The organism is Chryseobacterium rhizosphaerae, assembly GCF_003385455.1.
GTDB lineage: Bacteria > Bacteroidota > Bacteroidia > Flavobacteriales > Weeksellaceae > Chryseobacterium > Chryseobacterium rhizosphaerae.
The window spans coordinates 1-11,919 of the sequence record NZ_QNUF01000023.1 but is presented as its reverse complement, the minus strand read 5'-3'; the positions used below and the strand labels follow the sequence as shown (position 1 = coordinate 11,919).

The following is an 11,919-nucleotide window of genomic DNA, read 5'->3' as shown; positions in this document are numbered from 1 at the left end:
TATTGTGTTTTTTTATTTCTTTTTCAACGTTATTTGATTGAATCCTTCACAAAGGTTCCCCAGGTAATATTAGGTTTTCCCGGAACATATTCTTTAGCTTTTTCTACGGCCAGTTTTGCAGCATGTTCTATAATCCAGGCAAAGTTTTCTTCTCCTACAGAATTTCTGTCTGCATCCGGAGCCGGATTACAGAAATCAATAGCATAAGGAATACCGTCTCTTACTGCAAACTCTACTGTGTTGAAATCATACCCTAGTGCTTCATTCATCTTGATGGTATAATCATGAATGGTTTTTAGTAATTTTTTCAGCTCTTCGCCCTCAGTCTGATGAGTGGTAGCATATCTCAAATGGGGTGCATTTCTGGGTTCATAAGGCATGATATGAACATATTTTCTTCCCAAACAGTATACTCTGTAATAGTCGTCGAAAATGATTTCCTCCTGAACCATCATCACCAGCTGCTCTGTTTCTCCGAGCTTATTCCAAAGATCATCAGGGTTTTCAACTCTGTATACATTTTTCCAGCCGCCACCATCGTGAGGTTTCATATAGGCAGGGAAACCAACATAGTTAAAAATATATTCCCAGTCATGAGGAAACTTAAGGTTTCTGAATGAGGTTTCCGATGTATTGGAAGGTCTTTCATGGGAAGGCAGTAAAACAGTCTTTGGAAGGGGGATTCCCAATTTGATCATCAGGGCATTGTTGAAAAATTTTTCATCAGCACTCCACCAGAACGGATTGTTGATTACGTACGTCCCGTTAAGTGCGGCATTTTTCAGGTAAGCTCTGTAAAAAGGAACATCTTGTGAAATTCTGTCGATAATCACTGCATACCCATAATCTGCACCTTGCTCCAGTTTATCAATGGTTACAGGCTCAGCTACGATCTCTCCGCCACCCAGTTCATTTACCTTGTCTATGAATGCCCAAGGGAATGTATCTTCCATGCCGAATAGAATTCCTACTTTTTTTGTCATAATTTTTGTTTTTTTAAAATTGGTGTATATTTTTTCTATTGTATCATGCCTAAAGCCCCACCCATTAATCTTTGATTTGACCCTTCTCCGGAGGAGGTGAGTATCACGTCTTTAATTGTGATCTTCAGGGAGGGTAAGGTTTTGTGGTTTATAAATCATTATTTAAGAGAAATAAGCACTTATAAATGTAGGAAAGACCATTCTCCATAATGGCCAGTCGTGTCCTATCCATTTTCTTTCGTCATACCAGAAGTCTATGCCTTTTACCCTTAGGATTTCTGCCATTTCAATATTCTTGTCTTTGCAGATATCCTGATCGGAAGTGCTGAGGACAATATGCATATGCTTATACTTCCAGGCCTCATCATTTCTTATAAACTCCCTAGGGCAGTTGAAATACACTAAATCATCAGAATATCCATCCATAAAATTTCTTATGCTGAAAGCTCCCGAAAGACAGAAAAGATGAGATACCACATCAGGAAATCTAAAGGCAAAGTTGGCTGCGTGGTAGCCTCCAAAACTTGCTCCGGCTACTGCTACCCGATGGGTTTTATGGAGTTTCTGAATGTAGGGAACAAATTCTTTAATGAGGAACTGTACATAGCGTTCATAATTTCTTATTCTCTGCTGTGGAGAAATATTTTCATCATAAAAGCTCCAGCTGTCGATGGTCTGGATATTATACAATTTTACTTTTCCCTGTTCTACAAACCAGTTGATACTTCCATTGAGATGAAAGTCATGGTTCTGGGTATATTGGCCCTGAGAGGTTGGAAACATAATAATAGGATGTCCGTAATGTCCGGTTACTTCCACTTTAAGGCTTATTCCCAGTATATTTGAATAATACTCCGTATGTTCTATATGAGGCATTGATAAATTTTCTTTAATGATTATGTTTTAATTGCTCAGCTTCTTACTTTTGGAGGTAAAATATTGAGCATTTCGGCCTGGATCTTATCGGCAGCACTGTCCAATCTTTCCTGTATGATAGCAGCATCATTGGATTTGTATACAATTCCGACGTGATGATCTATAGGGAGAAACTTCACGACTTCTTCACATTCAAAATTACTGTAGTTGGGTTCCTTATCTTTAATCAAAGCAATGATTAATCCCGAATAATATCCTGTAGGAGGAGAAATGGTATAGGATTTATCCCTTAAAAGAGCATCCTCAATTTTGGCCCATTCTCTCCAGATATTGATATTACTTGATGCTTCCACCAAATCAGGAATGTGTGCTCCACCCACTCTGGAAGAGGTTTCCAGAAAGTACCATTTTTTGTCCTCTTTTCCTCTGATAAACTCCGTATGGGTTGCCCCATTGAGCAGACCGAAATTGGAGAGAACTCTGGCATTGATCTCCTCAAGAGCTTTAAATTCTTCTGAATACCTTCCTAAGGTTTTAGACCTGAATACCCCTCCTTCATGAGAAACCTGCATAGGAGGAGCCAGATATTTTGATGCTGAGGTAAATACAATTTCTTTATTGAAAGTGAGGCTGTCTACATGATAAACATCTCCGGGTTTAAAGCTTTCCAGTAGAAAAAGATGACGCTCTTCTCCAAGAAGATTTAAAGCTTCATGAAGCTGTTCCTGTGAGGTGATCTTTTTAATTCCCGATGCAGAAGCTTCTGATCGTGGTTTTAATACCCACGGAGCAGGAACTCTTTCTACAAAGCTATTCACCTCATCATCATTGAAGACCGCAGTAAACTCAGGAACACTGATTCCTGAATCTTTCGCTTTCTGCCTCATGGCCAGTTTATCCCTGAAATAACGGTGGGTGGTCTGTCCCATTCCCGGAATGCGAAATGTTTCCCTGATCAGGGCAGCCTTTTCCACGTCATAATCATCAAGAGCTACTACAGCATCTACTTTTCGCGTTTTCATCAGGTGTGAAAATCCCTGTATTAAATGCTCAAGATTCCATACTGAAGGTTTTAATTCCGGCATATAGAAGGTTTCTTCAATAGCATGCCAGGGCCAGTTTTTTTCTTTAAGATTTTCTGATGTAACTAAGATTATTTTATTACCGAGCGCTTTCATTTCGTCCATGAAATCGTAACCCTTGTAATAGCACGAAATACATACAATAGTTTTCTCCTCCATATAATGTTTTTTTAAGTTTAGTGAATTATCAAAAATAAAAGCAATTCTTTGTTGTTTGATTAATATCAAAAATTGAAATATGCTGAACTTTTGAGAAATCCCTACTCAAGTATACAGAGTTTTTTTTTAAAAAACTAATTTTTAATGATAATTTTCGATTAAATCAGCCAACAATTGAACCCCAAATCCGGTAGCTGCTTTTTCCTTCGCATACTTCACGTTTCCGAAAGCTACTCCAGCGATATCTAAATGAGCCCAATTAGGGTGACCTTCAGTGAATTGCTCTAAGAATTTTGCGGCAATAATACAGTCCCCAACCGGCTTCAGAGAGATGTTTTTCAGGTCTGCTACATCAGACTGAATGTCGTCTTTCCAGATGTCCCAAAGCGGAAGATTCCACAGTCTTTGATTGGTATGATCTCCTGTCTTTATTAAAAGATTTTTCAGGTCTTCATTATTGGAAAATAAAGCACCGCAGGTATCCCCGAACATCCTTACGGAACTTCCTGTGAGCGTTGCCAGATCAATCATACAATCAGTTTTATAATTCCTGGCCAGATAGGAAAGTCCATCCGCAAGGATCATTCTTCCTTCTGCATCAGTATCGATAACTTCAATTGTTTTTCCGTTGTATGCAGTCACTACATCACTTGGAAGTAAAGCCTTTTCAGAAACAGCATTGTCGGTGATTGGAAGAACGGCTATGATATTAACGGGAAGTTTCATTTCTGCAGCATAGATCAGTGTACCCAAAACGGCCGTAGCACCACCCATATCAGATTTCATATAGTGTAAATTGGCGGAACCTTTGATGGAAATCCCTCCTGTATCAAACAATACACATTTTCCTACTAAACCGACGGTTTTAGCATTTTTAACGGTAGACTTATATTCTAAAATGGTGAAAGCTGCATCATAAGCACTTCCCTGATTGACTGCCAGATAAGCTCCCAAGCCTAGTTCCTCACACTTTTTTCTATTAAAAACAGTGTATTTTAACCCCTGTTTTTTGGCTAGGTTTTTAAGATATGAACTGAAAATATCAGGCTTTTTCAGATTGGCAGGTTTATTCAGCCATTCCTGACAGGCGGTCTGCCCGTTGCTTAATGCCTCTGCTTTTTGGCTAATGTGATCTAATGTTTTTTGGCTTATATTTTCAAAGTGAAGTTCGAATGCCGGGTTCCAGAATGCATGTGTTTTTTCAAAAGGATAATTGTAGGTGCCTATTAGCAATCCTTTTACAAATTCTTCACATTGTTTCTTATTTATGAAATCTGCCACTACTAAGGTAGGAACAGCTAATAGTCTTTCTTTTTGTGCCTGAGAAAATGTATTTCCTACCTGCTGTACTTCAAAATCCTGAAGAGAGGTTTTACCCAATCCTATGAAATAAGTAATGGTTTTCTCATCTGTATGGACAAAAGTTTCGTGTTTCTTTCCGGTAAAAAAGTTGCTTATATTTTTATTGAAATTGGTATTGGATTTTGCCCATTCCTCTTCTGTAAACAGTTGAAAAACCTGGGTGTAATTCTTATTTTTTTTATGGATTAATTTCATAAACTTAATTTTTAATGCTTTGTTGCTGAGGTTTTACCTCTACAGGGTTCTCAGTATTGTCATAGAACAGCCACTCAATAGCTCTGGGGAACTCCTGTGACCAGTAAAACTCATTGTGGGTACCTTCAGGGTTAATATTTGTTCTGAATTCAAAATCAAAAAGATTCTTTTTTTCCCACCTTTTTAAATATTCTTCAAAAATATGTATTCTTTTTACCATTTTGGAGCCTTCCTGACCACCGCCGTACAAATATATTTTTGTTTTAAACGGAACCCTGAAGTTCATCATAGGAAAGTTATTATTAGGCTCTACCCAAAGAGATGGAGAGAAGATCAGCAATTTAGAATAGACTTCCGGATAAAGAAACCCACTGTAAATACTGATAAGAGCTCCCAGTGAACTGCCACCAATACCGGTGTTATCCCGGTCTTTTTTTGTGCGGTAATTTTCGTCTACAAAAGGTTTTAAAGTATCCGTAATAAAGCGGATATATTTTTTGCCTTCAGAGCCGTTAGCAATATTATCATTGTCAAAAATATATTCTTTAATCCTGTCTTCACTTCCATGTTCTATAGCAATGATAATAACGTCACCCCGCCCATATTCAGCAAGGATAGATAGCTTTTTGTCAATTTCCCAATTTCCGAATCCACTTCCTTCATTGAAGAGATTCTGTGCATCCTGAAGATACAGGACCGGATAGTTTTTGTTGGTAGTGTGATAGTCGAAAGGCAGTAAAGCCCAGATCTTACGGTAACGGTCAAGCTGAGGAATATAGAATTCTTCAGAAATTACTTCTGCTATAGGAAAAAATTCTTCTTTAAAAGGGCCCCAGTTAAATCTCCATTTTTCTACAATGTCGGATGTTTTTCCTGCTGTTTTTTTTACCTTACGGTTGGGTGAGATATTTCCATATTTATCAAGTTCCACATTTTCCCATCCTCCCTTTGTGAATTTGTATTCAATTTCATCAGGAAGAGAAGAGGAATCAAGTTCTATAAAGTAATTATGAGGATCCACCTGCTTAAGCTGGTAGTTGTAGTCCTTAGGATTCCATTTGTTGAAATTCCCGGTAACAAATACAGGTCTGTCATCTTTTTCTTCTATGTAAAGTTCCAATCTGATCATATGTGTTTAATTGATAATTATTTAGTTTCTAAATTTATAAAAAAGATTGTTTTAAAATCATAAAAAAATGAATAGAAAAATGATATATTTGATAGATGTGCGAATGAGGAACCCTGGCATGACAATAATTTGATTAATAATTAACGGCTGTTGTCGGTATTTTTCGTAGTTTCAAAGAAAATATTAAATACAATCGGACCTTGATGAATTCTGTTAGAACCTATACACTTTTTACTGATCATGATGTGTATCTTTTCAAAGAAGGTAGGCATTATAAGCTGTATAGTAAGTTTGGGTCACACGCTGCGGAAAAAGATGGAGTGAAAGGAATTTATTTTTCGGTCTGGGCTCCCAATGCTAAAAAGGTTTCTGTAATAGGAAACTTTAATAACTGGAACCATAAAGATCATATTCTGTATCCACGATGGGATGGATCAGGGATCTGGGAAGGTTTTATTGAAGAATTATCCTGGGGAACTCTTTATAAATATGCTGTTGAAACAGCAAGAGGTGAAATTTTAGAAAAAAGTGACCCTTATGCATTAAGCTGGGAACAGAATAAACAGGCCGCTTCACAAATCTCTACTACCTGGTATGAATGGAATGATCAGGAATGGATGGAAAACCGCTGGCAAAACAACAGCCTGAAAGCTCCCTTATCCGTTTACGAGATACACCTCGGATCATGGTTGAGGGATGAAAAATATCCTGACCGGTTTTTAAACTACCGGGATATTGCAAAAAAGCTTGTTCCTTACGTCCTGGAAATGGGCTTTACCCATGTAGAATTTATGCCGGTTATGGAGTATCCGTACGATCCGAGCTGGGGATATCAGATTACCGGTTTCTATGCTGCAACTTCCCGTTTTGGTTCCCCACAGGACCTGATGTATCTTATTGATGAGCTTCATCAAAATGGAATTGGGGTTATCATGGATTGGGTACCCTCACATTTTCCAGGGGATGCTAACGGACTTCACCGTTTTGATGGATCATATCTGTATGAGCATGAAGATCCGAGAAAAGGTTTTCATCCCGACTGGAAGTCCTATATTTTTAATTACGGAAGAAATGAGGTTAAATCTTTCCTTATTTCCAATGCTATGTTCTGGCTGGACCGTTATCATGCTGACGGATTGCGTGTAGATGCGGTAACCTCAATGCTTCATCTGGATTATTCTAGGAATGAAGGAGAATGGGAGCCAAACATATATGGGGGTAATGTTAATCTTGAAGCAAAAGCCTTTCTTCAGGAGTTCAATACAGCTGTTTATAAGGAATTTGGAGACCAGATTATGACCATAGCTGAGGAAAGTTCAGATTTTCCTATGCTTACTAAACCTGTTCATGATGGTGGTGTAGGATTTGGAATGAAGTGGATGATGGGGTGGATGCATGATACACTGGATTACTTCAAGGAAGATTTTATCAACAGAAAATTCCATCACCATAAGCTCACCTTTGCTTCCATGTATATGTATAATGAAAATTATATGATGCCGTTGTCACATGATGAAGTAGTGCATGGTAAGGCAAGCCTGATATATAAAATGAAGGGAGATGAGTGGCAGAAGTTTGCGAATCTTCGTACCTTGTATGTCTATATGTTTACCCATCCGGGAGCAAAACTTCTTTTTATGGGAGATGAATTCGGACAGACCAGTGAATGGAATTTTACCCAAAGTCTGGATTGGCATTTACTGGAATATCCAGTTCATAAAGGATTACAGAGGCTTGTAAAAGAGCTGAATCATTTATACACCACAGAATCTGCCTTGTATGAAAACCAGTTTGATAAAAGCGGTTTTGAATGGGTGGAAGCTGATGATCTTGAAAATTCGGTATATGTATATCTGAGGAAAGGAAAGAGAAGAGATGATGTTTGTATGGTTATTTTAAATCTTGCTCCACAGGTACTGGATTACAAAATAGGAATTCATACAGCAACGCATTGGGAAGTTGTTTTCAACTCTGACGATGAGAAATATAGCGGCAGCGGAGTAGATGCTGAAATTCTGGATCAGAAACATGAGGAATGGATGGGGCACCCGGAATCATTAACTGTAAAACTTCCTCCGTTGGCCGGAATTATCCTTAGGCAGAAAAAAGATAAAAAGTATAAATTACATAGAATTAAACATAAAAGATAAAAATGGTTGTTTATCATTTAAGTACAGAATGCTATCCTGTAGCGAAAGTAGGAGGTCTGGCGGATGTAGTCGGGGCACTGCCGAAATATCAGAACAAAATAAAAGGAGTAGAAGCTAAGGTCGTAATGCCGTGGTATAATAAATCTTTTGTCTACGATCATGAATTTGATATTGTTTTTGACGGATTTATTCATCAAGGGGAAAATATGCTTCAGGTTCAGATTATGAAAGAGAAGACCAATGTGTTGGGATTTGAGCTGTATATGGTGAAGATTCCAGGGCTATTGGATAGAGAAAATCCTTATGGATATCAGGATGAGAGTTTTCAGTTTCTTGCCTTCCAGCAGGGGATATTGCATTGGATGTGCGCAATGAAGATTCATCCGGATGTTCTGCACTGCCATGATTACCACACCGGACTGGTTCCTTTTATGATTGAGCACTGTCCGGAATTTCAGTTCTTGCAGGGAGTAAAGACCATAGGAACGATTCATAACGGAGAATATCAGGGTATGATGAGATGGAGTATGGCCAATTATATACCTTCTTTTGATGCTTATAAATGGGGGCTGATGGATTGGAACGGACTGATTAATCCTCTGGCCAGTATGATTAAATGTTCTACGGCTTTTACTACAGTTTCTGAAGGGTATCTGGAAGAGCTGTTTATCAGCTTCCATGGACTGGAAAGCCTGGTGCGTCAGGAATTTGGTAAAGCATATGGTATTATTAACGGTATTGATACCGAAGTCTGGAATCCTGAAACGGATCCTATGCTGGATTTTAATTTTAATATCAAAAATGCAGTTGCCCAAAAGAAAAAAAGCAAAGAAAAACTGTGTAAGGAATATGGCTTAAAGCCTGAGCTGCCTTTGTTTGCCTTCATTGGTAGATTTGCTACGGAAAAAGGAGCAGATTTGCTGCCGGATGTTGTCTGGAAAAGCATTAAACAGAGCTATGGAGCCTTAAATATTATGATTCTTGGATCCGGAAACACCTATATTGAAAATAAACTGAAAGAGTACGAATATACTTATACCAATTTTGCTTTGGATCTGGGATATAAAGAACATCTTTCCCATAAGATCTATGCATCAGCAGATTTTTTACTTATGCCGTCACGTGTAGAGCCCTGCGGACTGAACCAAATGTATTCTATGAGATACGGAACAGTTCCTGTCGTAAGGTATACCGGAGGACTCAGAGATACAGTGGAAGATATTTCTACCGGCGGAGCGGGACTGAATTTTACCTATCCCGGAGTAGATGATATCGTGCATGCGATGAATAGGGCTATGGGAATCTATAACCAAAAAGGCGTTATGAAGGAACTTATTCATGCCAATATGAATTTTGACTTTTCATGGGAAAAATCTGCGGAGAAATACATAGCTTTATATAACAACTGATATGATAAGAATTTTTCTTGTTATGTCTCTGATAATAGCTCTTGTTTCCTGTAAAGTAAAAAACACTAATGCTTTTTTAAAAGAAAATACTACAGCTCAGGACAGCTCTTATTATACGATTGTAAGTTATGGCTTTCCGAATTCGGAAAGGCTGGCACTTATGGAGATGATTTCAGAAAAATGGAAAATAAAATATATAGAAGCTGCCGGCTGTGAAGTTACTGAAGAACTGATAGACAATGCTGATGTTGAGAATAAGAAAACATATGCAGCCATAGAAAAGAAATATGGTAAAGACTGGAGGGAAAAATATGAAAAAGACCTCGAAGATGCAGCAATGAAACAAGCTGACATTATGGACATTTTAATTACCAATAAAACCTTCAGAGTACAGCTTAAAAAGTGTAATATTGAAATTGACGGAATTTATAAGGACGTAAAGCAGCTGAAAGGTTCTGCAATATATGAAACAACTATATATGGGTATGATGAGGAGAACAAGAGAATTAATTGTTGTACAGTATGGGTAGACACCAAAGAAAGGACGATAAAAATTTAATACAATAAAAAACGCAAAATAGTTATGAATCGAAACGTAATCTCCATTGTTTTAGGAGGCGGCAGAGGGACAAGATTATTCCCGTTAACGTATACAAGATCAAAACCGGCAGTTCCTATTGCTGGAAAATACAGGCTTGTAGATATTCCTATTTCGAACTGTCTGAATTCGGGATTGAATAAAATTCTGGTCTTAACTCAATTTAATTCAGCTTCACTGAATTCACACATCAAAAATTCTTTCCATTTTGATATTTTCAGCAAAGGATTTGTAGATATCCTGGCCGCCGAACAGAATGTAGAAAATGAAAGCTGGTATCAGGGAACAGCAGACGCCGTACGTCAGTCTATGAAGCATCTTGAAAAATATGATTATGACTATATTTTAATCCTTTCAGGAGATCAGCTTTATCAGATGGATTTCCGGGAAATGCTGGATTTTCACATTGAAAACGGTGGTGATCTTACCATCGCTACTATTCCTGTGAATGCCAAAGATGCCACCGGTTTTGGGATCTTAAAATCTGATGACGAAGGAAATATTACTTCCTTCTATGAAAAGCCGGAATATGATATGCTGGACGGGCTGAAATCTGAAGTTTCGGACGAAAATAAGCATAATGGGAAAGAGTTCCTGGCTTCTATGGGAATTTATATTTTTACCAAGACCATTCTCAAAAAAATGTTTGATGAAGGTGCCGGAGATGATTTCGGAAAAGATATCATTCCAAGTTCAATAGGAAAATATAAAACACTCAGCTATCAATATGAAGGTTACTGGACAGATATAGGAACAATAGAGTCTTTCTACGAAGCCAATCTGGACCTTTGTCAGGATCTTCCACAGTTCAACCTTTTCTCATCTTCCCCTATATACACCAGGGCGAGGATGCTTCCGCCATCAAAAATCAACGGTTCTTATGTAAGCAAAGCTGTATTTGGAGATGGATGTATCATTATGGCTGACAAAATTGAAAACTCTGTCATTGGAAACAGAACGAGAATAAATAAAGGAAGTACTATTGTGAATTCTTATGTGATGGGAGCAGACTTCTATCAGAATACCACAGAAATAGTTCTGAATGACAGGAAAGGACGTCCCAATATGGGAATAGGGAAATATTGCTATATTGAAAAGGCAATCCTGGATAAAAATTGCTATATCGGGGACAATGTAAAAATCATAGGAGGAAAACATCTTCCGGATGGAGATTATGAGACCCATTCTGTACAGGATGGTATTGTAGTTGTGAAAAAAGGAGCTGTATTGCCTCCGGGAACACATATAGGATAATATTTCCTGACTTTAAAAACAAAAAAAGTACCTCATATCGAGATACTTTTTTTGTTTTTTATATAAAACTATTCTTTAGCTTTAGACTTCCAGTAAGCAACCTGCTGTTCCAAATCTTTTATACGGACTTCATACAGTTCAATCAGTTTCTCAGAAAGCATATTGAAAGTATTTATACTGGTGTCAACATTTATAACTCCCTCATTTTTTTCAACAGTATTGATATTTGTTTTTCTTTCATCAAGAATATCATTAATATTCACATCCAGCTCCTGGGCTATTTTGTTCAAAAGTATAGAATTAGGAATACTTTTATCAGACTCTATACTGGAGATCGTAGTTTGGGCTACGTCCAGACGGAAAGCAAGGTCTTCCTGTGACCAGCCTTTAATTTCCCTGTATTTTCTTACTTTACTTCCGATACTCATTTTAGCATTATTTTGCTCAAAAATAGCAATATTTTGGTAATAAATATCACAATGGAAGTTTAGTTTTGTGAAAAAATAATCACCACGCGGTGATTATTAAAAAAAATGATATATTTAACCACTTAAAAAACACACTTATGACGAAAAAACTAATTCTTCGGCTGGCTCTGCTGGCTGTGACGGTCTTCTCGGTATATTCCTGCCGGATTGAAGATGATGTCACTCAAAACACCAAAGAACCTCAAAACAAATTTGCGGCCTTTACCCAACAAGGAAATGAGAAAGTAAATTTCC

The 11,919-nt window shown here is 37.7% G+C and carries 10 protein-coding genes; 4 read left to right on the top strand and 6 right to left on the bottom strand.

Annotated features, from left to right (window positions below):
* Positions 1-29: 29 nt before the first annotated feature.
* The 5 genes from DRF57_RS17180 to DRF57_RS17160 all read right to left on the bottom strand — a co-directional run bounded on the left by DRF57_RS17180 (position 30) and on the right by DRF57_RS17160 (position 5,783).
* A complete protein-coding gene (locus tag DRF57_RS17180) occupies positions 30-983 on the bottom strand; it encodes an ATP-grasp domain-containing protein (RefSeq protein ID WP_047491016.1) in 954 nt (317 codons plus the stop codon).
* A 162-nt stretch (positions 984-1,145) separates the two neighbouring features.
* The gene (locus tag DRF57_RS17175) at positions 1,146-1,859 is read right to left on the bottom strand and encodes an alpha/beta hydrolase-fold protein (RefSeq protein ID WP_084083855.1); all 714 of its coding nucleotides are present in this window, start codon (positions 1,857-1,859) and stop codon (positions 1,146-1,148) included.
* Positions 1,860-1,894: 35 nt separating this feature from the next.
* A complete protein-coding gene (locus DRF57_RS17170; protein ID WP_084084879.1) occupies positions 1,895-3,100 on the bottom strand; it encodes an ATP-grasp domain-containing protein in 1,206 nt (401 codons plus the stop codon).
* A 141-nt stretch (positions 3,101-3,241) separates the two neighbouring features.
* Positions 3,242-4,657, bottom strand: a complete 1,416-nt coding sequence (locus DRF57_RS17165; protein ID WP_115919821.1) for a leucyl aminopeptidase family protein — start codon at positions 4,655-4,657, stop codon at positions 3,242-3,244.
* Between the two features lie 4 nt (positions 4,658-4,661).
* On the bottom strand, positions 4,662-5,783 hold the full coding sequence (locus DRF57_RS17160) for an alpha/beta hydrolase (protein ID WP_084084881.1): 1,122 nt from the start codon (positions 5,781-5,783) through the stop codon (positions 4,662-4,664).
* 206 nt (positions 5,784-5,989) lie between these two features.
* Here DRF57_RS17160 and glgB point away from each other — a divergent pair, with 206 nt between their 5' ends.
* From glgB to DRF57_RS17140, 4 genes are read left to right on the top strand one after another with little or no spacing between them, the layout of a single operon-like run.
* Positions 5,990-7,936, top strand: coding sequence for a 1,4-alpha-glucan branching protein GlgB (gene glgB, locus DRF57_RS17155; RefSeq protein WP_115919817.1), 1,947 nt, complete (start codon positions 5,990-5,992; stop codon positions 7,934-7,936).
* Positions 7,937-7,938: 2 nt separating this feature from the next.
* On the top strand, positions 7,939-9,345 hold the full coding sequence (locus tag DRF57_RS17150; protein ID WP_115919815.1) for a glycogen synthase: 1,407 nt from the start codon (positions 7,939-7,941) through the stop codon (positions 9,343-9,345).
* 22 nt (positions 9,346-9,367) lie between these two features.
* Positions 9,368-9,904 (top strand): FEKKY domain-containing protein, encoded by a 537-nt coding sequence (locus DRF57_RS17145; protein ID WP_123863343.1) that lies wholly within the window; start codon positions 9,368-9,370, stop codon positions 9,902-9,904.
* A 24-nt stretch (positions 9,905-9,928) separates the two neighbouring features.
* Positions 9,929-11,197, top strand: coding sequence for a glucose-1-phosphate adenylyltransferase (locus tag DRF57_RS17140; RefSeq protein WP_115919811.1), 1,269 nt, complete (start codon positions 9,929-9,931; stop codon positions 11,195-11,197).
* Between the two features lie 68 nt (positions 11,198-11,265).
* Here DRF57_RS17140 and DRF57_RS17135 read toward each other — a convergent pair whose 3' ends face one another.
* Positions 11,266-11,625 carry a helix-turn-helix domain-containing protein gene (locus DRF57_RS17135; RefSeq protein ID WP_115919809.1) on the bottom strand — a complete coding sequence of 120 codons (360 nt, stop codon included), beginning with the start codon at positions 11,623-11,625 and terminating at the stop codon, positions 11,266-11,268.
* Between the last annotated feature and the right edge of the window lie 294 nt (positions 11,626-11,919).

Bases quoted from the DNA above. Each gene is read 5' to 3' on its own strand.
- DRF57_RS17180 (WP_047491016.1), bottom strand. From the start codon at position 983: ATGACAAAAAAAGTAGGAATTCTATTCGGCATGGAAGATACATTCCCT.
- DRF57_RS17175 (WP_084083855.1), bottom strand. From the start codon at position 1,859: ATGCCTCATATAGAACATACGGAGTATTATTCAAATATACTGGGAATA.
- DRF57_RS17170 (WP_084084879.1), bottom strand. From the start codon at position 3,100: ATGGAGGAGAAAACTATTGTATGTATTTCGTGCTATTACAAGGGTTAC.
- DRF57_RS17165 (WP_115919821.1), bottom strand. From the start codon at position 4,657: ATGAAATTAATCCATAAAAAAAATAAGAATTACACCCAGGTTTTTCAA.
- glgB (WP_115919817.1), top strand. From the start codon at position 5,990: ATGAATTCTGTTAGAACCTATACACTTTTTACTGATCATGATGTGTAT.
- DRF57_RS17150 (WP_115919815.1), top strand. From the start codon at position 7,939: ATGGTTGTTTATCATTTAAGTACAGAATGCTATCCTGTAGCGAAAGTA.
- DRF57_RS17145 (WP_123863343.1), top strand. From the start codon at position 9,368: ATGTCTCTGATAATAGCTCTTGTTTCCTGTAAAGTAAAAAACACTAAT.
- DRF57_RS17140 (WP_115919811.1), top strand. From the start codon at position 9,929: ATGAATCGAAACGTAATCTCCATTGTTTTAGGAGGCGGCAGAGGGACA.
- DRF57_RS17135 (WP_115919809.1), bottom strand. From the start codon at position 11,625: ATGAGTATCGGAAGTAAAGTAAGAAAATACAGGGAAATTAAAGGCTGG.